The following is a 17,785-nucleotide window of genomic DNA, read 5'->3' as shown; positions in this document are numbered from 1 at the left end:
GGCCGCTTACCCCGGCCGGCGCATCTCGAACCGCGTTTCGGGCGTGACCTCGAAATAATCCGCCGGACCGCCGCCGCGCAGGATCGGGCGGGCGCGGGCGGTCTGGTAGACGCCGTCGTCCAGCATCGCCGCATCGATATGGATGCCGATCGCCTCGCCGATCACCAGATATTGGTCCAGTTCCACGCCATGCCGATCGGTCAGCCGGATGAGCTGGGTCAGCTTGCATTCGAACGCTACCGGGCTCGCCGCCACGCGCTCGGGCGTCACCAGCCGCGAGGGCAGCGTTGCCAGCCCCGCCAGCCCGAATTCGTCAACCTCCGGCGGCACGATCGCCGCGGTCGCGTTCATCGCTTCGGCAAGGTCGCGCGTCGCGAGGTTCCAGACGAACTCGCCGGTCGCGTCGATATTGGCGACGCTGTCCTTCCACCCCATCGACGAAAAGGCGATCAGCGGCGGCGAATAGTTGATCACGTTGAAGAAGCTATAGGGCGCGATGTTGCGCACCCCATCGGCGGAGACGCTGCTGATCCAGCCGATCGGTCGCGGTGCGACCATCGCGTTGAGCGGGTCGTGCGGCAGCCGGTGGCCGTCGCGCGGTTCGTAGAAATGCCATTCGATCATGGCTGCTTAACTGCTATGACGCGGGAATGGACGCAACACGACCCGGCACGTCGATCTTCCGCCACGCGCTGGCGACGCGCATCTGGCACTGGATCAACGCCGTCGCGGTCGTCATCCTGCTCGGCAGCGGGCTCGGCATCTCCAATGCGCATCCGCGGCTCTATTGGGGGCGGTACGGGGCGAATTTCGACCACGCCTGGGCGCAGTTGCCGCGCTTTCCGGCGTGGATCACCATTCCCGCCAATTACAATCTCGCCATCTCGCGCCGCTGGCACCTACTGTTCGCGCTGGTGCTCGCCTTCGGCCTGCTCGCCTTCATGATCGCCAGCCTGATCAACCGCCATTTCGCGCGCAAGCTGCGGCTGACGCGCGCCGACGTCAGTCCCGCGCATCTCGCCGAGGATGTCCGCGACCACCTCAATCTCCGCTTCCACGACGCGGACGACCCCGGCGCGTACAACAGCCTTCAGAAATGGAGCTACATCCTCGTCATCTTCCTCGCGCTGCCGCTGATGATCCTCACCGGGCTCGCGCTGTCGCCGGGGATGGATGCGGCCTGGCCGTGGCTGCTCGACCTGTTCGGCGGCCGCCAGTCGGCGCGGTCGCTGCATTTCGTCACCTCGGCGACGATCGGCGGCTTCGTCGTCGTCCATCTGACGCTCGTCATCCTAGCCGGCGCGGGCAACGAACTGCGCTCGATGATCACCGGCAAGTGGAAGGTGCCCGAAGCATGATCCTCCCCCGCCGTACATTGCTGACGGCAGGCGCCGGGCTGCTGCTCGCCGGCTGCGACAAGGTCGCCGCGCTTCCCCAAGCACGCAAGATCCTGTTCGCCGGCGAGGATATCCACCGCGGCCTGCAGCGCGCGTTGCTCGATCGCGGCGCGCTCGCGCCCGAATTCACCCGCGAGCAGATGTCGCCGATCTTCCGCGCCAACGGCACGCGCGATCCCGGCACGCCCGGTTATGCCGCGATGGTCGCCGACCAATTCGCGGGTTACCGCCTCAAGGTCGGCGGCCTCGTCGACCGGCCGCTTTCGCTGTCGCTCGATCAGCTCGCGTCGATGCCCGCGCGCAGTCAGATCACCCGCCACGATTGCGTCGAGGGCTGGAGCGCGATCGGCCAGTGGCAGGGACCGATGCTGGGCACCGTGCTGAAGGCGGCGGGGATGCGCACCGGCGCACGCTACGTCGTCTTCACCTGCGCCGACCTCTACAACGGCCAGCCCTATTACGAATCGATCGACACGATCGATGCCTTCCACCCGCAGACGATCCTGGCGCTCAAGATGAACGGCGCCCGCCTCACCGTCCCGCACGGCGCGCCGGTGCGGCTGCGCGTCGAGCGCCAGCTCGGCTACAAGCACGCCAAATACGTCACCGGCATCGACGCGGTCGCCAGCCTCGCCACCATCGGCAAGGGCAAGGGCGGCTATTGGGAGGACAATGTCGATTACGATTGGTATGCGGGCATCTAGCGGATTAAGGCAGCGCGCATGGCGCTGATCGATATGTTCCTCAGCCGCGCCGTCAAGCGTGGCCAACTCACCCTCCACCGTCCCGGCAAACCCCCCGCCACCTTCGGTACTCCCGATCCAGAGCTCGGTCATATCCAGCTCCGGTTCCAGGATAACGGCGTCGCCGGACGGATCGTCCGCAACCCCGCGCTCGCCGCCGGCGAGATGTATATGGACGGCCGCATGACCGTCGACGGCGACGACATCATGGGCCTCGTCCAGTTGATGAAGCGCAACAGCGCGTGGGAAGCCGGCCAGAACGCGCTGCAACCCTCCGCCTTCGTGCGCGGCTTCGGCGCGGTGAAGCACCGGCTCGACCGGATCAACATGGAGCGCCGCTCGAAGCAGAACGTCGCGCATCATTATGATCTGTCCGCGCGACTCTACGACCTCTTCCTCGACGCCGACAAACAATACAGCTGCGCCTATTACACCGATCCCGACAACAGCCTCGAACAGGCGCAGAGCGACAAGCTCGCGCATATCGCCGCCAAGCTCGCGATCCGGCCGGGCATGCGCGTGCTCGACATCGGCTGCGGCTGGGGCGGCATGGCGCTGTATCTCAACAAGCATTTCGGGGTCGAGGTGCTCGGCGTGACGCTGTCGGAAGAGCAGCTCAAGATCGCGCGCGAACGCGCCGCCGCCGCCGGCGTCGCCGACAAGGTCAAGTTCGAGCTGATCGACTATCGCCGCGTCGAGGGGCAGTTCGACCGCATCGTCTCGGTCGGCATGTTCGAACACGTCGGCCCACCGCAATATCGCGCCTATTTCCGCAAATGCCGCGACCTCCTCACCCCCGATGGCGTCGCGCTGATCCACACGATCGGCCGGCTCGGGCCACCCAGCGTCACCGATGACTGGACGACGAAATATATCTTCCCCGGCGGCTACAATCCGGCGCTGTCGGAGACGATCGCGGCGTTCGAGGGGCTCAAGCTGTTCCTTACCGATGTCGAGGTGCTGCGCCTCCATTACGCCTACACTTTGTACGAATGGTATCGCCGGACGGTGGCGGCACGCGATGCGATCGTCGCGCTGTACGACGAACGCTTCTATCGGATGTGGACCTTCTATCTCGCCGGCGCGGCCAATGCGTTCGAGAACGGCGGGCTGGTCAATTTCCAGATCCAGTTCAGCCGCAGCCGCACCGAACTGCCGATCACTCGCGACTATATATTCGAGGGCGAACGCGCGCTGCGAGGATACTGACGACACCCCTCATCGTCATCCCGGCGTACGCCGGGACCCATGGTCACGGTGTCGCCGCTAGTCGCGCGCACCATCAGCCGCTCGCAACCATGGGTCCCGGCTTTCGCCGGGATGACGGTAGGGATGGAGTCGTTAAGCCCTACCGCGCTTTGGGCACCGGTGCCGGCGCGATGATCGCCGCGCGCGCGGCGGTGCGCTCCTCGAGGCTCACCACGCCGTCGTGGTTGGTGTCGTACCGCGACGCCAGCGCGCGGAACAGGCCCTGCATCTCGGCGGGGGTCACCTTGCCGTCGTGATTGGCGTCGGCGGTGTTGAACCATGCGGTGCTGATCGCCTTGGCCTTGCCCGGCGGCATCTTGTTCTTGCCGACATCCATCCGCGCGACGCGCGCGTCGATCTCCGCGCGGGTCAGCACGCCGTCGTGATTGGCATCGCTGCGGTCGAACTCGGCCTTCAGCTTGGGATCGATCGCCTGCGCCGCCACCATCGGCGTGGCGAGCATCAGAACGGGCAATGCGGCGAGCAACGGACGAAACATGATGTCTCCGAAAAAAAGGGATCGGCCGCGATACTAGCGGCAGCCGTTTAAACCCACCGTGAACGCAACCGTTGCGCGGGCGCGCGCAGGAGCCTAGGGGCGCGGCGACCCGACCATAGCCAAGGATGCTGCCGTGACCGATCAGATCAACCGTGTCGTTCTCGCCTATTCGGGTGGGCTGGATACGAGCGTGATCCTGAAGTGGCTGCAACAGACGTATAATTGCGAGGTGGTGACCTTCACCGCTGACCTCGGCCAGGGCGAGGAGCTGGAGCCCGCGCGCCAGAAGGCGCAGATGGCCGGCGTCAAGCCCGAGCATATCTTCATCGACGATCTGCGCGAGGAATTCGTACGCGATTACGTCTTCCCGATGATGCGCTCCAACGCCTTGTACGAGGGGCTGTATCTGCTCGGCACCTCGATCGCGCGGCCGCTGATCGCCAAGCGCCAGATCGAGATCGCGCGTCAGGTGAACGCCGATGCGGTCAGCCACGGCGCGACCGGCAAGGGCAACGACCAGGTCCGCTTCGAACTCGGCTATTACGCACTCGCGCCCGATATCAAGGTGATCGCGCCGTGGCGCGAATGGGATCTGACCAGCCGCACCCGGCTGATCGAATTCGCCGAACAGCATCAGATCCCGGTCGCCAAGGACAAGCGCGGCGAATCGCCCTTCTCGACCGACGCGAACCTCCTGCACACCTCGTCGGAGGGCAAGGTGCTCGAGGATCCGTGGCAGGAAGTGCCCGATTACGTCTATTCGCGCACGGTGAACCCCGAGGACGCGCCCGACGCGCCCGAATATATCACGATCGACTTCGAGCGCGGCGACGGCATGGCGCTGAACGGCGAGGGGGTGAGCCCGGCTACGCTGCTCACCAAGCTCAACGAACTCGGCCGCCGTCACGGGATCGGCCGGCTCGACCTCGTCGAGAACCGCTTCGTCGGGATGAAGAGCCGCGGGATGTACGAAACGCCGGGCGGCACCATCTATCACCTCGCGCATCGCGGCATCGAACAGATCACGCTCGATCGCGGCGCGGCGCACCTCAAGGACGAGCTGGCGCCGCGCTATGCGGAGCTGGTCTACAACGGCTTCTGGTTCAGCCCGGAGCGCGAGATGCTGCAGGCGGCGATCGACCACAGCCAGGCGAAGGTCAGCGGCACCGTCCGCCTCAAGCTCTACAAGGGCGGCGTCTATATCGTCGGCCGCAAGTCGCCCAATTCGCTCTATTCCGAAAAGGTCGTGACCTTCGAGGACGATCAGGGCGCCTACGACCAGCGCGACGCGGCCGGCTTCATCAAGCTCAACGCGCTGCGCCTCCGCCTGCTCGGCCGCCGCGACGCATAAGCTGCCGTTCGACGAAGCGACGCGCTCAGCCATATCAGCCGTCACCCCGGCCCTGCGCCGGGGTCCCGCGTCTTCCCGGTCACCGACGAAGCGTCATGCCGGATCACGTCCGGCATGACGGAGCTCACCTCCATTCGGCGCACCCGGCACGACAATGCTTGTCGGACGCCGTCCCCACCCACTAAGGCAGGATGATGCAGGGGCATAAGCTGCACTGGTGGCAAACGCGGTGGTTCGTCGTGGCGATGGTGATCGCGGCGGTGATCCCGTTGCTGTGGCCCGACATCCCGCCGCTAGTCGACCTGCCCGGGCATATGGGCCGCTATCGCGTCCAGCTCGACGGCGCCGCCTATCCGTGGCTCGCCGAATGGTACGACTTCCGCTGGGCGCTGATCGGCAATCTCGGCGTCGACCTGCTGATCGAGCCGCTCGCGCCGATCTTCGGCCTCGAACTCGCGGTCAAGCTGATCATCATGGCGATCCCCGCGCTCACCGTGTCGGGGCTGCTGTGGATCGCGCGCGAGGTGCACGGCCGCATCCCCGCCACCGCGCTGTTCGCGCTGCCGCTCGCCTACAGTTACCCCTTCCAGTTCGGCTTCGTGAATTTCGCGCTGTCGATGGCGCTGGCGCTCAACCTGTTCGCGCTGTGGCTGCGGATGGGCCGGCTCGGCAGCCTCAAACTGCGTGCGATCCTGTTCGTGCCGCTGTCCTGCGCCTTGTGGGTCTGCCACACCTTCGGCTGGGGGGTGCTCGGCATCCTCGCCTTCTCGGCCGAGATGGTCCGCCAGCACGACCTGCGCAAGGACGGCCGCGGCGGGCATTGGCTGGAAAGCTGGACACGCGCCGCGATCGGCTGCCTGCCGCTCGCCTTGCCGTTCCTGATGATGGTGCTGTGGCGCTCGGGCGATCACGTCACCGGCAAGACGATGGACTGGTTCAACTGGCGGGCGAAGGTCGGCTGGGTGATCATGGTGCTGCGCGACCGCTGGATGGCGTTCGACCTCGCCTCCGCCACCGTGCTGTTCGTCATCCTGCTCAAGGGCGTGCGCGACCATCGCGTCGAATATTCGCGCAACCTGCTGCTCTCGACGCTGTTCCTGACCGCGATCTTCGTGCTGCTGCCGCGCATCGTCTTCGGCTCGGCCTATGCCGACATGCGGCTCGCGCCGTTCGTGATCGCGATCGCCTTGATCGCCTTGCGCCCGCGTCACGGCCTGTCGTTCCGTGGCGCCTCGACGCTGGCCGCGCTCGGCCTGCTGTTCTGCGGCGCGCGGCTGGTCGGCACGACGATCAGCTATCTCCAGTTTGATCGGGAATATGACCGCACGCTCGCCGCGCTCGATCACGTCCCGAAAGGCGCGCGGCTGCTGACGATGGTCGGGCGGACCTGCCGCGACGAATGGCTCTATTCGCGGCTCGAACATGCTGCCGGCATCGCGCTCGAACGCCGCATCGCTTATGCCAACGATCAATGGTCGATGGCCGGCGGACAGTTGCTCACCGTCCGCTACACGCCCGCCGGACGCTTCGCGCACGACCCGTCGCAGCTCGTCACCGACCGGCGCTGCCGCGGCGAATGGTGGCGGCCGCTGCGCGTCTCGCTCGCCTATCTGCCGCGCGACGCATTCGATTACGTCTGGCTGATCAATCCGGCGCCGGTCGAGCCCGAATTCCTCACCGGCCTGACGCCGATCTGGCGCAGCGGTCGCGACGTCCTCTACCGGATCGACGATCGCCGCCGCCCGAACGTGGTGCTCGACCCCGATCTGCTGCCGCCGCGGCGACGCCCAGTCAGCCTTCTCCCTTCCTGAACGGCGCCAGTTCGGCGAGGTAGCTCTGCTCGTCCGCCACCGCGGCGCGCTCGCGGACGAGGAAATCGGCGATCGCCCGGCGAAAGCCCGCATCCGGGATATAATGCGCCGACCAGGTCGGCACCGGCACATAGCCGCGCGCCAGCTTGTGCTCGCCCTGCGCGCCTGCCTCGACCGTCTTGAGCCCGCGCGCGATCGCGGCATCGATCGCCTGATAATAGCAGAGCTCGAAATGGAGGAACGGCACCTCCTCGGTACAGCCCCAATAGCGGCCGTAGAGCGTATCCGCGCCGATCAGGTTGAGCGCCCCCGCGATCGGCCTGCCGTCGCGCTCGGCGAGGATCAGCAGCACGTCATCGCCCATCGTCGCGCCGAGCAGCGGGAAGAAGCTGCGCTTGAGATAGGGCTGCCCCCATTTGCGGCTGCCGGTATCCTGATAGAAGGTCCAGAACGCGTCCCAATGTTCGGGGCGGATCTCGGCGCCGGTCAGATGCCGGATCGTCAGCCCCTGCACCGCCGCCTCACGCTCTTTCCGGATCGCCTTGCGCTTGCGGCTGGCGAGCGCGGCGAGGAAATCGTCGAAGCTGGCATATCCCTGGTTCGCCCAGTGGAATTGCGTGCCTTCGCGGATCAGCCAGCCCGCCTGTTCGAACAACGGCACCTGCTCGGGGCTGAGGAAGGTGGCGTGCGCGGAAGACAGGCCATGCTGGTCGGTCACCGCTTCCAGCGCCGCGATCAGCGCCGGGCCGGCGCTCTCCTCGCGCAGTAGCAGGCGCGGGCCCGGCACCGGGCTGAACGGCGCGGCGATCTGGAGCTTGGGATAATAATGCCCCCCTGCCCGCTCCCACGCGTCGGCCCAGGCGTGGTCGAAGACATATTCGCCCTGGCTGTGGCTCTTGGCATAGGCCGGCGCGACCGCGGCCGGCATGCCGTCGGCACCGTCGACGACGATTGGGATCGGCTGCCATCCCGACCGGCCGCCGGTGCTCGCCGACTCCTCGAGCGCGGCGAGAAACGCATGGCGGACGAAGGGATTGCCGGTGCCGGCGCAGGCATCCCATTGCTCGGCCGGGATGGCGCGGACGCCATCGACGAGGCGGGCGGCGACCTGGGTCATGCGGCGAGGATCGTGAAGGTCATCGCCGCCGATATAGGCGTTCTGCTGCCGTTGCGGAGGGGGTGTGGGGCACGATCGCTCGCACAATCCATGCGCCACCCCGGACCCGTTCCGGGGTCCACCCTGCGGCGAGGAGAACGACCGGATGCGTGCGCGGCGATCACCGTTCACGCCCTCCTGCATCCTGCAAAGGAAATCATGTTCGCGCGGAGGCGCGGAGGCGCGGAGATGTAACGCTTGGGGTGGCGGGGCCCTGTCATTTCACGCCTCGGTGAAAGCGCCGCTGACGCAGCGGGCGCGACACCTCCGCGCCTCCGCGCCTCCGCGTGAACCGTCTCTTCCTATCGACGGTGTGGGCGGGGCGACGCCCCACCCCCCAAATCACGCCAATTCGACGATCGCATCCACCTCGACCGCGGCACCGAGCGGCAGCACCGGCACGCCGACCGCGCTGCGGGCATGCTTGCCGGCGTCGCCGAACAGCGCGACCATCAGCTCCGACGCGCCGTTGGCGACCTTGGGCTGGTCGGTGAAATCGGCGGCCGAATTGACGAACACGCCGAGCTTCACGATCCGCTTCACCCGCGACAGATCGCCGCCGAGATATTTCTTCACCTGCGCGACGATCATCAGCCCGCACAGTCTCGCGGCTTCCTGCCCGTCCTCCAGCGAGACGCCGTCGCCGAGCCGGCCGGTGACGAGCTGCCCCGCCTTGAACGGCAATTGCCCCGACAGATGGAGCATGCCGCCCGCCTCGACCACCGGCACATACGCAGCGACGGGGGCGGCGGCTTCGGGCAGCGACAGGCCGAGTTCCTCGAGCTTGCGATCGACGTGGGTGGTCATGGCTGGGGTCCTTTTCGGAATGTGATGCGAGGCCGCTTAGCCGATTGGGCGGGCGGGTGGAACGCCGTCGCGCGTCGATCTCCAACCTGTTCGGTCATCCCGGCGGACGCCGGGACCCATGGTGGCGGGGGGTAGCGAGGCACGCTGACGCCGATGGCGCCGTGTCCATGGGTCCCGGCCTTCGCCGGGATGACGAAGGTGGTGGTGGAGAGCCCGCCTGAAAATCCTAAGCCCCCACCCCCGCGGCAAACCGCGCCGCGATCCAGTCCGCCGCCTCGCGCCAGTCGTCGATCCGCGCATGCGCATGCGCGGCCGGCGGCACGTTGGGTGCCAAAGTCGGTTCCGACACCATGTGCAGTCGATGCACCTCGGGTGCGTGGCGCGCGACCGATTCGTGATGCACCGCGAGATCGTCGACGAACACCGTCACCGGGTCGCCATATTCCGCCCGCAATCGTGCGACCGGATCGCCCTTGCCGCCCTGGTTGCATTCGACGCGATGCGCGATGCCGAACCGCGCCAATTGCTCGATCCGCGCCGGCTTGCACGCATCGGTGATGTTGGTGAGCACGACGATGTCCGCCTGCTCCGCCAGCCGCGCCAATGCCTCGGCGGCATGGGGCACCAGAGTCTGCCGGTGCATTTCGTCGGGGAAGAAGCCGCCGAGCATGTCCCACATCTCCTCGCGCGTCGGCGCGGGGCCGCCGTCGCGGCGGCGCATGCTGTTGGCGAAATCGGCACCGTCGGGGGTGAAGTCGATGGCGTGCGCCTCCCCGACCCAGGCGCCGAAATGCTTCACCATGTGCAGCAGCACCTCGTCGCAATCGGTAATCAACAACGGTTTCATCGCAGCTCCAAAGCCTGGCGGGCGCCGACCAGCGCCTCGGGGGGAACGCCCAGCGCATGGGCGCAGGCGATCAGATCGGGTTCGTAGGATTCGAGATATTCGATCACCGCGCCCAGCACCGCCGGCTCGCCCGCCCGCGCGCGCAGATCGTCGGGGAACAGGCCGGTGACCGCGATCAGCCGGTCGGCGCGGTCTGGCTCGCCGATCGCCCACACCAACGCCTGCAGGGCGAGCACCTCGGGATCGGGGATGTTTGTATCGCGCGCGCGCATTGCCTATCGTCCATTATCGGAAGGGTTGGTGACGCACGTGGCGAAACGGGTACTCGTTGTCGAGGACAACGAACTCAATCTGAAACTGTTCTGCGACCTGTTGCGCGCGCACGGCATGACCGCCGAGCCGGTGCGCGACGGGCGCGAGGCGGTGGCGCGCGCGCGCGCCTTCGGTCCCGACCTGATCGTCATGGATATCCAGATGCCGCACGTCACCGGCTATGAGCTGATCCTCGAATTGATGGCCGACGAGCAATTGCGCGAAATCCCGGTGATGGCGGTGACGGCCTATGCCGGCCGCGACGACGAGGAGCGCATTCGCGCTGCCGGCGCACGCTCCTATGTGTCGAAGCCGATCAGCCTCGCCCGGTTCATGGATGCGGTGAACGCGTTGCTCTGACGGAAAGACGCCCTGCCGAGCCGGCGAGGCATCGACAGGGCGCCGCGCGCTTCCAGACCCCTGCCCCCCGAAAAGGGCCAGATGCTGCAAGCCTGCTAAAAACGTGACACCGGCCGTCCGGTTCCCGCCCCCCCCCCCCGGCACCCCGACCCTCGCTGCCACACAAACCAAGGGCGGCATCCTCGTTAAGAGAACACCGCCCTTGGCCCGTAGTGACGCGATACAGGGCAGCCGGAGGATCCAGCCGCCAGTGTTCGCTATGCCAAAAGAAGATGAACGCAATGTGTCCGAAGCGCGCCCGGATCAAGGCGTCAGTCGCGGCGCGGCAGCGCATGCGAAAAGCCGCCGGCGCCCATGCACCGGCGGCTTTTCGAAACCCGCAAACAGCGGCGGCGCAATGCGCCGCCCGGCCGCTTACTTGATCTTGGTTTCCTTGAACTCGACATGCTTGCGCACGACGGGATCATACTTGCTGAAGCTCAGCTTCTCGGTCTTCGTCCGCGGGTTCTTCTTGGTGACGTAGAAGAAGCCGGTATCGGCGGTGCTGACGAGCTTGATCTTGACGGTAGTCGGCTTGGCCATGAGCCCTAATCCTGAAAACAAGGAGAGCGGCAGCAACAACGCCGCCGCTCGATCAGTCGCGGCGCATGGCGGATGGCCGCGATAAAGTCAACCGTCGACGGCGCCGCGCCGCTGCCTTAACCCTCCTATTACCTTTTGACGCGCACGATCACGACGCAAAAAAGGGGAGCGGATGATGCCACAGGCGATCGACGGCGAGCTACACCTGCTGGACGCGGTCCGCGCCGACCTCGCCGCGCGAATCGCGGCGATCGACGTGCGTGCGCCCTACACGCGGGCCTATGACCTGAAGCCCGACATCAACCAGATCCGGCTGATCGCGCATCGCAACGGCCTCAACCCGGCGGTCACCGTCGCGCATTTCGTCGATTCGGCGCTGTCGCGCGGCGAACATGGCGCCTTGCTCCACGGCTGGCTGTCGGTGCTCGGCGATGCCGTCGCGTCCGAGCGGCAGGACGTGCGCGCCTGCGAAGCCTTTGCCGCCGCCTGTTCGATACGGCTGGCAGGCTGACGCGGGGATGGACGCATTGATGGCGGCGCTGGTCGCCGCCGCTCTGGCACAGGTCGGCGATCGGCCGGCGTGGCTCGCGTCCATCCTGTCGGACCGGTATCGCGCGCCGGGGCTGGTGATCGCCGCCGCGGCGGTGGCGCTGCTCGGCGCCGGCCTGCTCGCCGCCGCGGCGGGCGCGCTGCTCGCACCGCGGCTGACGCCGGAGGCCAGCCAGCTCTTCCTCGCGCTGGCGCTGTTGTTCCAGGGCGGCGGCGTACTGTTCCCGGTCAAGCCGCCCGACCGACTCGCCGGATGGCGCCTCGGCGCGGCGCTGACCAGCCTGATCGGCCTGTTCATCCTCGCCTTCGGGGACGGCGTGCAGTTCATCGTCCTCGCGCTCGCCGCTCGGGCGCAACTGCCCTGGCTGGCCGCGGTCGGCGCGATGCTCGGCTCGCTTGCGGTGATCGCGCCCGCCGCGATCCTGGGAGAGGCAGGCTGGACCGCCTTGCCGCTCGTCACGCTGCGCCGGATCGTCGGCGCGATGTTCGTCCTCGCGGCGCTGGGACTGGGGCTTTCCGCGCTGCGACTGATCTGATCCGTCGATCATCGACATGCGCAAAATGGCTGCGGCGGGCGGAGCGTTTCGGCTATCGGATCGTTGCCGCAACGATCCTTTTTCCACGGAGATTTCCATGGCCGACATCAACCCGGCGCTGAACACGCCGACCGACCTTAGCAACACCCGTTCGGTGGCGGATGCGCTCAACTCCTCGCTCGCCGACTGCTTCGCGCTGTATTTCAAGACGAAGAACTTTCACTGGCACGTCTCCGGGCCGCATTTCCGCGACTATCATCTGCTGCTCGACGATCAGGCGGCGCAGATCCTCGGCGTCACCGACGCGATCGCCGAGCGCGTCCGCAAGACCGGCAACACGACGCTGCGCTCGATCGGCGACATCAGCCGCCGCCAGACGATCGCCGACAACGACCTCGACTTCGTCGACGCCGCCGCGATGCTCGCCGAATTGCGCGAGGACAATCTCAAGCTGGTCGAGAGCTTCCGCGTCGTGAAGGACGCGGCCGACGAGGCGAAGGACAATGCCACCAGCGGCATCGTCGACGATTGGACCGACCAGGCCGAGGAACGCGCCTGGTTCCTCTTCGAGGCCAGCCGCAAGGGCTGAGCCACCCGGTGCCGTTCGTGCCGGGCCTCCCGGAGGCTGGGTGCGAACGGCAGACCGCATCACCGCCCCTTGACGGTCAGGAGCCAAAGGTCCGGTGGCGCCCCGACCCGCAGCGGCACGCCGCTCGTGCCCAGCCCCGCCGTGATGATCGTCGTGGTCGCGCCATGCCGGACGATGCCGCAACGCAGTCCGGGCTTCCAGAAGACGCGGATCGACCCGATCACCGGGAAGACTCCCTGACCGCAATGCGTATGGCCCGCCAGCACCAGCCCGACGCCTGGCGGCACCTGCAACGACAGGTCGGGCGAATGGGTAAGGATGATCTTGGCGCCGCGCCTCGCCGCCATGGCATGCATCGTCGCGGACAGATCGTCATGATGGCTGAACGCATCACCTGCCCCGCCGATCACCAACGGGCCGCGGACGACCGCCGCATTGTCGAGGACCGTCACGCCGGCACGGCGCAGCGCAGCCGCGATCAACGCGGGTTCCGACTGGTCGTGATTGCCGAGCACTGCGACCACGCCCAGTGGGGCGCGGAGGCCGGCAAGCGGCGCGATCATCGCCCGGGCGCCGGCACGCGCCACCGCCGGGTCATGCCCCGCCACATAGTCGCCGGCGAGGAGCACCACGTCAGGGCGCTCCCGGTTCACCTGCGCGACGATGCGCGCAAGCCGGCCGACGTCCATCGTCGCATTGCCGATGTGGATATCGCTGAGCAGCGCCAGCCGCATCGGCCGCGCGCCGCGGGGCCATCCGGGCAGCGACACGGTCCGTTCCCGCACCAACGGGTCGGCCCGCGCGTTCCTGTACCCCCAGCCGGCAACACCGAGCAGCAGCAGGCCGAGTGCGGCAACGATCCGGACGATCCTTGGCATCGCGCGGTGATAGCGGGAGCGGATCGCGCTCGCCAGGCGTTCCCCCCTTCATGCACGCCTTTGCCGCGCTCCTCGATTCGCTCATCTACACGCGCGGCCGGAACGCCAAGCTCAAGCTGATCGTCGATTATCTGCTCGCCACCCCAGATCCGGATCGCGGCTGGGCGATGGCGGCGCTGACCGGCGATCTCGACCTGCCCGGCGTCAAGCCCGCGCAGATCCGGGCGTTGATCGAGGCGCGCGTCGATCCCGTGCTGTTCCGGATGAGTCGCGACTATGTCGGCGACACCGCCGAGACGGTCGCACTGCTCTGGCCGGCGCCGGTCCCCGCACCTGCGGGCGCGCCGCTGTCGATCAGCGCGGCGGTCGACGCGCTGCGCCACCTCTCGCGATCGGACGCGCCTGCGGTGCTCGCCGCGATGCTCGACCGGCTCGATTCGGAGGAACGGTTCGCCCTGCTCAAGATGGCGACCGGGGCGTTGCGCATCGGCGTCTCCGCCCGCCTTGCCAAGACCGCTCTGGCGCAGGCGTTCGGGCTCGACGTCGATGCGGTCGAGGAGGTCTGGCACGGCCTTACCCCGCCTTATGCCAGCCTGTTCGCCTGGGCCGAAGGTACCGGCCAGCAACCCACCGCCGCCGACGTCCCCGTCTTCCGGCCGTTCATGCTCGCCCACGGGCTGGAGGACGCGCAGGTCGATCTCGCCGATTACGCCGCCGAGTGGAAATGGGACGGCATCCGCGTCCAGATCGTCCACGTCGCCGGCCAGACGCGACTCTACAGCCGCACCGGTGACGACGTCACCGGCAGCTTCCCCGACGTCGCCGCGGCCTTCTCCACCCCCGGCACGGTCGACGGCGAATTGCTGGTCAAGGGCGATGCGCAGGGCGGCGAGGCCGCCAGCTTCAACGCGCTGCAACAGCGACTCGGCCGCAAGACCGTGTCGGCGAAGATGTTGAGCGATTATCCCGCCTTCGTCCGGCTCTACGACCTGCTGTTCGATGGCGACGAGGATCTGCGCCCGCTGCCGTGGAGCGAGCGGCGACAGCGGCTCGAAGCGTTCGTGCCGCGCCTCGACCCCGACCGGTTCGACCTCAGCCAGGTGATCGACGCCGCCAATTTCACCGAACTGGAAGCGATCCGCGCCGGTGCGCGCGATGCCGCGATCGAGGGCGTGATGCTCAAGCGCCGCGATTCGCCTTATGTCGGCGGTCGCCGCGCCGGCCTGTGGTACAAGTGGAAGCGCGATCCGCTCACCGCCGATTGCGTGATGATGTACGCGCAGCGCGGCAGCGGCCGACGGTCCTCTTATTACAGCGACTATACCTTCGGCTGCTGGACCGAAGAGGGCGAGTTGCTGCCCGTCGGCAAGGCCTATTCGGGCATCACCGACGAGGAATTGAAGATGCTCGACACTTTCGTCCGCCGCCACACGCTCGCGCGCTTCGGCCCGGTGCGCGAGGTCGAGAAGACGATGGTGCTGGAGATCGCGTTCGATTCGATCCACGGCTCGACCCGGCATAAGTCGGGCGTTGCGATGCGCTTTCCCCGCATCGCCCGGATCAGGACGGACAAGCCCGCCGCGGAGGCGGACCGGGTCGAGACGCTGCGCCGACTGGTGACCTGAGCGGCCGCAGGCCCCCGCCGGGGTACGAGCTGGGTGTGCGACGGCAGGCTCGGCCTATCCCGCCCGGCCGACCTCTTCGCCGATCCGTATCTCGAATAATGTCGGCCAATATTTGCCCGTTACGAACAACCGATCGTGCGCCGCGTCGTAAGCGATGCCGTTGGCCACCGCATCGGGATCGGGATTGTGGATCTCGGCGAGGAGCGGACGGAGATCGATCAGTCCGTCGACCTTGCCCGTCGCGGGATCGATCCGCGCGATGAAGCCCGTCATCCACACATTGGCGAGGATGCGCCCCTGGACATATTCGAGCTCGTTGAGCTTGGCCAACGGCCGTCCGTTGAGCGTCACCGCGATCCGCCCGCGTTCCTCGAACGTCGCCGGGTCCATCCGCCGCAGCGTCGGCGTACCGTCGGAGAGGATCAGCGCGCGTCCGTCGCCGGTCAGCGCCCAGCCCTCGCCGGCGTAGTGGAAGGGCTGGCCGATCCGCTTGAGCGCGGGCAACGACCAGCGGAAGCCGATGCCGGTCTTCCACGTCAGGCTGAGCAGGCTGTTCCTGAAACAGCCGATGCCCTCGCCGAACAGCTCGGGGCTCAGCCGCGCGCGCGCCGCGACCTTGCCGTCGGCGAGGCCGACGCGGCGGATATCGGACGCGCCCTCCTTGCCGGTGCTTTCGTAGAGCTCGCCGCCGCAGAACAGCAGCCCTTCGGTGAACGCGCCGGTGTCGTGCGGCAGCCGCGCGACGACCGTGGCGGCATAGACCGGGACGCCCGCCTCGGCTGGTGCCGCTGGCGTGGCCGGGACCGCCTGTGCCGCCGGCGGAGCGGCCGTGGGCGCAGCCTGCCACGCCGACGCCCCGATCGCGCCGAGCAGCCCGAGCGCCAATGTCACCTTCACCACACGCATGTCCTCATCTCTCCGCCGACGCGGCGCCCCGCGGCATAGCCCGCACCGGCGCGGGCGTCATCCCCGCGTCGATGGGGTCGGACGATGGCGCGTTCGCTACAAGTGCCGGCGAAGGCTGAGTCGAGTAGAAAGGCTGTCGCACTCGTCGCGTCCACCACCGAGATGCGGCGGCAGTGAGGTTCGATCGGTCTCTTTGACAGGTCCGTCACCCCGGACTCGTTCCGGGGTCCACCGAGCCGCGGGAGAAAGGTGTCGCCTCAAGCCGTACCCTCTCGCCGCAGCGTGGACGCGAGGCCCGGTCGAAACCTCTGCAAAACCGCCCCAGTGCTCCTGCGAAAGCAGGAGCCGAGGAGTCCCGAGCGCCATAAGGCGTTGTTTTGCTTGGCCCTAGGCTCCGGCTTCCGCAGGAGCACTACGCTGCTTCACCGGGCGGGGCGAACGTTTGCAGAGGTCTTCAACCCGTCCGGAATGACGGAGCAAGCGGGGAAGGCATGACGCCGACATGAACTCCCGCGCCCCGCAACAGCCGTTTTCGCAAACACCCCATCCCAAAACGCAAAAAGCCCGGCACCGCAGGTTGCGGGGCCGGGCTTTTCGTTAGCGGGTCGGGACCGTTACGACGCGGCCGACAGGTTCACCGCGGCATATTTGCCGCGACGATCGACTTCGAGCTCGAACTGCAGCTTGTCGCCCTCGTTGAGGGTCGACATGCCGGCGCGCTCGACCGCCGAGATGTGCACGAACGCATCGGGCTGGCCATCGTCGCGCTGAATGAAGCCGAAGCCCTTCATCGCGTTGAAGAACTTGACGGTGCCCGTCGCCTTCTCACCGGTCAGCTGACGCTGCGGCGCGGCACCGGCGCCACCGGCACCGCCCGGACGCGGGCCACGATCGCCGAAGCCACCTTCGCGCGGCTCGCGGGGCGCACGCTCGGTGACGGCCATCGGCTCGCCGTCGATCTTCAGCTCGGTCGCCGAGATGCGGCCGCCGCGGTCGACCAGGGTGAAGCCGAGCGGCTGACCTTCGGCGAGCGCGCTCATGCCGGCCTGTTCGACGGCCGAGATGTGCACGAACACGTCCTCGCCGCCGTCATCACGGACAACGAAACCGAAGCCCTTCTGCGCGTTGAAGAATTTGACTACGCCAGTGCCTTCGCCGACGACCTGGGGGGGCATGCCGCGGCCACCGCCGCTGAACCCGCCGCCACCGCCGCCGCCGCCGAAGCCGCCACCGCCGCCGCCACGGAAACCACCGCCGCCGCCACTGAAGCCGCCGCGATCACCGCCGCCGCCGCCGAAGCTGCTGCCGCCGCCGAAGCCGCCGCGATCGCCGCCGCCGAAGCCGCCACCGCCGAAACCGCCGCCGCCGCCAAAGCCGCCGCCACCGCCGAAATCGCTGCTGCCGCCACCGAAATCGTCGCGCTTGTCGCGACCACGTCCGCCACGATTGCCGCGGCCACCTTTGTCGTAACCCATAACCCTATTCGTCTTCCCGGTTCGCCCGCATCCAATCCGTAACAAGAACCCGTGCGCCGGACGACGAACGCGAGCCCTCGGGCGCGAAACCTATTGCGCCTTGGGAGTCGTCAT

20 protein-coding genes are annotated in these 17,785 nt (G+C 67.6%); 10 read left to right on the top strand and 10 right to left on the bottom strand.

Annotated elements, in window-relative coordinates; translation table 11 throughout:
- Positions 1-6: 6 nt before the first annotated feature.
- On the bottom strand, positions 7-624 hold the full coding sequence (locus tag ACLBWH_RS06780) for a flavin reductase family protein (RefSeq protein WP_447797713.1): 618 nt from the start codon (positions 622-624) through the stop codon (positions 7-9).
- Between the two features lie 26 nt (positions 625-650).
- Here ACLBWH_RS06780 and ACLBWH_RS06775 point away from each other — a divergent pair, with 26 nt between their 5' ends.
- From ACLBWH_RS06775 to ACLBWH_RS06765, 3 genes are read left to right on the top strand one after another with little or no spacing between them, the layout of a single operon-like run.
- Positions 651-1,358 carry a cytochrome b/b6 domain-containing protein gene (locus tag ACLBWH_RS06775; RefSeq protein ID WP_322850869.1) on the top strand — a complete coding sequence of 236 codons (708 nt, stop codon included), beginning with the start codon at positions 651-653 and terminating at the stop codon, positions 1,356-1,358.
- Positions 1,355-2,101, top strand: a complete 747-nt coding sequence (locus ACLBWH_RS06770) for a molybdopterin-dependent oxidoreductase (RefSeq protein WP_447797712.1) — start codon at positions 1,355-1,357, stop codon at positions 2,099-2,101. The genes ACLBWH_RS06775 and ACLBWH_RS06770 overlap by 4 nt, the downstream gene beginning before the upstream one ends.
- A gap of 18 nt (positions 2,102-2,119) precedes the next feature.
- Complete coding sequence (locus tag ACLBWH_RS06765) at positions 2,120-3,349, top strand: class I SAM-dependent methyltransferase (protein WP_447797710.1); 1,230 nt, start codon at positions 2,120-2,122, stop codon at positions 3,347-3,349.
- Between the two features lie 139 nt (positions 3,350-3,488).
- On the opposite strand, the gene ACLBWH_RS06760 is transcribed toward ACLBWH_RS06765, so the two are convergent.
- Positions 3,489-3,887 (bottom strand): EF-hand domain-containing protein, encoded by a 399-nt coding sequence (locus ACLBWH_RS06760; protein ID WP_322850866.1) that lies wholly within the window; start codon positions 3,885-3,887, stop codon positions 3,489-3,491.
- Positions 3,888-4,020: 133 nt separating this feature from the next.
- On the opposite strand from ACLBWH_RS06760, the gene ACLBWH_RS06755 reads away from it, so the two are divergent.
- On the top strand, positions 4,021-5,238 hold the full coding sequence (locus ACLBWH_RS06755; RefSeq protein WP_447797708.1) for an argininosuccinate synthase: 1,218 nt from the start codon (positions 4,021-4,023) through the stop codon (positions 5,236-5,238).
- Positions 5,239-5,429: 191 nt separating this feature from the next.
- Positions 5,430-7,049, top strand: a complete 1,620-nt coding sequence (locus ACLBWH_RS06750; protein ID WP_322850864.1) for a hypothetical protein — start codon at positions 5,430-5,432, stop codon at positions 7,047-7,049.
- On the opposite strand, the gene ACLBWH_RS06745 is transcribed toward ACLBWH_RS06750, so the two are convergent.
- The 4 genes from ACLBWH_RS06745 to ACLBWH_RS06730 form a co-directional block, all read right to left on the bottom strand.
- Entirely contained in the window at positions 7,030-8,166 is a 1,137-nt protein-coding gene (locus tag ACLBWH_RS06745; protein ID WP_447797706.1) for a GNAT family N-acetyltransferase, read from the bottom strand. The two genes, ACLBWH_RS06750 and ACLBWH_RS06745, sit on opposite strands and share 20 nt — an antisense overlap.
- Before the next feature lie 381 nt (positions 8,167-8,547).
- Positions 8,548-9,012, bottom strand: coding sequence for a RidA family protein (locus tag ACLBWH_RS06740; protein ID WP_447797704.1), 465 nt, complete (start codon positions 9,010-9,012; stop codon positions 8,548-8,550).
- A 226-nt stretch (positions 9,013-9,238) separates the two neighbouring features.
- The gene (locus ACLBWH_RS06735) at positions 9,239-9,859 is read right to left on the bottom strand and encodes an HAD family hydrolase (RefSeq protein ID WP_447797702.1); all 621 of its coding nucleotides are present in this window, start codon (positions 9,857-9,859) and stop codon (positions 9,239-9,241) included.
- Positions 9,856-10,131 (bottom strand): DUF3572 domain-containing protein, encoded by a 276-nt coding sequence (locus ACLBWH_RS06730; protein WP_322850860.1) that lies wholly within the window; start codon positions 10,129-10,131, stop codon positions 9,856-9,858. The genes ACLBWH_RS06735 and ACLBWH_RS06730 overlap by 4 nt, the downstream gene beginning before the upstream one ends.
- A 37-nt stretch (positions 10,132-10,168) precedes the next feature.
- Here ACLBWH_RS06730 and ACLBWH_RS06725 point away from each other — a divergent pair, with 37 nt between their 5' ends.
- On the top strand, positions 10,169-10,531 hold the full coding sequence (locus ACLBWH_RS06725; protein ID WP_322850859.1) for a response regulator: 363 nt from the start codon (positions 10,169-10,171) through the stop codon (positions 10,529-10,531).
- Between the two features lie 414 nt (positions 10,532-10,945).
- Here ACLBWH_RS06725 and rpmG read toward each other — a convergent pair whose 3' ends face one another.
- Positions 10,946-11,113, bottom strand: coding sequence for a 50S ribosomal protein L33 (rpmG, locus tag ACLBWH_RS06720; RefSeq protein ID WP_254289072.1), 168 nt, complete (start codon positions 11,111-11,113; stop codon positions 10,946-10,948).
- Positions 11,114-11,288: 175 nt separating this feature from the next.
- On the opposite strand from rpmG, the gene ACLBWH_RS06715 reads away from it, so the two are divergent.
- From ACLBWH_RS06715 to ACLBWH_RS06705, 3 genes are all read left to right on the top strand, one after another.
- Entirely contained in the window at positions 11,289-11,624 is a 336-nt protein-coding gene (locus tag ACLBWH_RS06715) for a hypothetical protein (RefSeq protein ID WP_447797699.1), read from the top strand.
- Between the two features lie 7 nt (positions 11,625-11,631).
- Complete coding sequence (locus ACLBWH_RS06710; protein WP_322850857.1) at positions 11,632-12,198, top strand: TMEM165/GDT1 family protein; 567 nt, start codon at positions 11,632-11,634, stop codon at positions 12,196-12,198.
- Between the two features lie 97 nt (positions 12,199-12,295).
- The gene (locus ACLBWH_RS06705; RefSeq protein WP_322850856.1) at positions 12,296-12,787 is read left to right on the top strand and encodes a Dps family protein; all 492 of its coding nucleotides are present in this window, start codon (positions 12,296-12,298) and stop codon (positions 12,785-12,787) included.
- A 59-nt stretch (positions 12,788-12,846) separates the two neighbouring features.
- On the opposite strand, the gene ACLBWH_RS06700 is transcribed toward ACLBWH_RS06705, so the two are convergent.
- On the bottom strand, positions 12,847-13,665 hold the full coding sequence (locus ACLBWH_RS06700; RefSeq protein ID WP_447797696.1) for a metallophosphoesterase: 819 nt from the start codon (positions 13,663-13,665) through the stop codon (positions 12,847-12,849).
- A 50-nt stretch (positions 13,666-13,715) separates the two neighbouring features.
- Here ACLBWH_RS06700 and ACLBWH_RS06695 point away from each other — a divergent pair, with 50 nt between their 5' ends.
- The gene (locus ACLBWH_RS06695) at positions 13,716-15,290 is read left to right on the top strand and encodes a cisplatin damage response ATP-dependent DNA ligase (RefSeq protein ID WP_447797694.1); all 1,575 of its coding nucleotides are present in this window, start codon (positions 13,716-13,718) and stop codon (positions 15,288-15,290) included.
- 54 nt (positions 15,291-15,344) lie between these two features.
- On the opposite strand, the gene ACLBWH_RS06690 is transcribed toward ACLBWH_RS06695, so the two are convergent.
- Both ACLBWH_RS06690 and ACLBWH_RS06685 read right to left on the bottom strand, forming a co-directional pair.
- Complete coding sequence (locus ACLBWH_RS06690; protein ID WP_447797692.1) at positions 15,345-16,187, bottom strand: glutaminyl-peptide cyclotransferase; 843 nt, start codon at positions 16,185-16,187, stop codon at positions 15,345-15,347.
- A gap of 623 nt (positions 16,188-16,810) precedes the next feature.
- Complete coding sequence (locus tag ACLBWH_RS06685) at positions 16,811-17,671, bottom strand: cold-shock protein (protein ID WP_447797690.1); 861 nt, start codon at positions 17,669-17,671, stop codon at positions 16,811-16,813.
- Between the last annotated feature and the right edge of the window lie 114 nt (positions 17,672-17,785).

Source organism: Sphingomonas sp. M6A6_1c, assembly GCF_053345135.1.
This window is presented reverse-complemented; position numbering and strand designations above follow the sequence as displayed.

Coding starts and splice junctions, on each gene's coding strand:
- ACLBWH_RS06730 (WP_322850860.1), bottom strand. CDS start 10,131: ATGCGCGCGCGCGATACAAACATCCCCGATCCCGAGGTGCTCGCCCTG.
- ACLBWH_RS06695 (WP_447797694.1), top strand. CDS start 13,716: ATGCACGCCTTTGCCGCGCTCCTCGATTCGCTCATCTACACGCGCGGC.
- ACLBWH_RS06705 (WP_322850856.1), top strand. CDS start 12,296: ATGGCCGACATCAACCCGGCGCTGAACACGCCGACCGACCTTAGCAAC.
- rpmG (WP_254289072.1), bottom strand. CDS start 11,113: ATGGCCAAGCCGACTACCGTCAAGATCAAGCTCGTCAGCACCGCCGAT.
- ACLBWH_RS06770 (WP_447797712.1), top strand. CDS start 1,355: ATGATCCTCCCCCGCCGTACATTGCTGACGGCAGGCGCCGGGCTGCTG.
- ACLBWH_RS06685 (WP_447797690.1), bottom strand. CDS start 17,671: ATGGGTTACGACAAAGGTGGCCGCGGCAATCGTGGCGGACGTGGTCGC.
- ACLBWH_RS06700 (WP_447797696.1), bottom strand. CDS start 13,665: ATGCCAAGGATCGTCCGGATCGTTGCCGCACTCGGCCTGCTGCTGCTC.
- ACLBWH_RS06765 (WP_447797710.1), top strand. CDS start 2,120: ATGGCGCTGATCGATATGTTCCTCAGCCGCGCCGTCAAGCGTGGCCAA.
- ACLBWH_RS06745 (WP_447797706.1), bottom strand. CDS start 8,166: ATGACCCAGGTCGCCGCCCGCCTCGTCGATGGCGTCCGCGCCATCCCG.
- ACLBWH_RS06775 (WP_322850869.1), top strand. CDS start 651: ATGGACGCAACACGACCCGGCACGTCGATCTTCCGCCACGCGCTGGCG.
- ACLBWH_RS06760 (WP_322850866.1), bottom strand. CDS start 3,887: ATGTTTCGTCCGTTGCTCGCCGCATTGCCCGTTCTGATGCTCGCCACG.
- ACLBWH_RS06750 (WP_322850864.1), top strand. CDS start 5,430: ATGATGCAGGGGCATAAGCTGCACTGGTGGCAAACGCGGTGGTTCGTC.
- ACLBWH_RS06715 (WP_447797699.1), top strand. CDS start 11,289: ATGCCACAGGCGATCGACGGCGAGCTACACCTGCTGGACGCGGTCCGC.
- ACLBWH_RS06780 (WP_447797713.1), bottom strand. CDS start 624: ATGATCGAATGGCATTTCTACGAACCGCGCGACGGCCACCGGCTGCCG.
- ACLBWH_RS06735 (WP_447797702.1), bottom strand. CDS start 9,859: ATGAAACCGTTGTTGATTACCGATTGCGACGAGGTGCTGCTGCACATG.
- ACLBWH_RS06740 (WP_447797704.1), bottom strand. CDS start 9,012: ATGACCACCCACGTCGATCGCAAGCTCGAGGAACTCGGCCTGTCGCTG.
- ACLBWH_RS06710 (WP_322850857.1), top strand. CDS start 11,632: ATGGACGCATTGATGGCGGCGCTGGTCGCCGCCGCTCTGGCACAGGTC.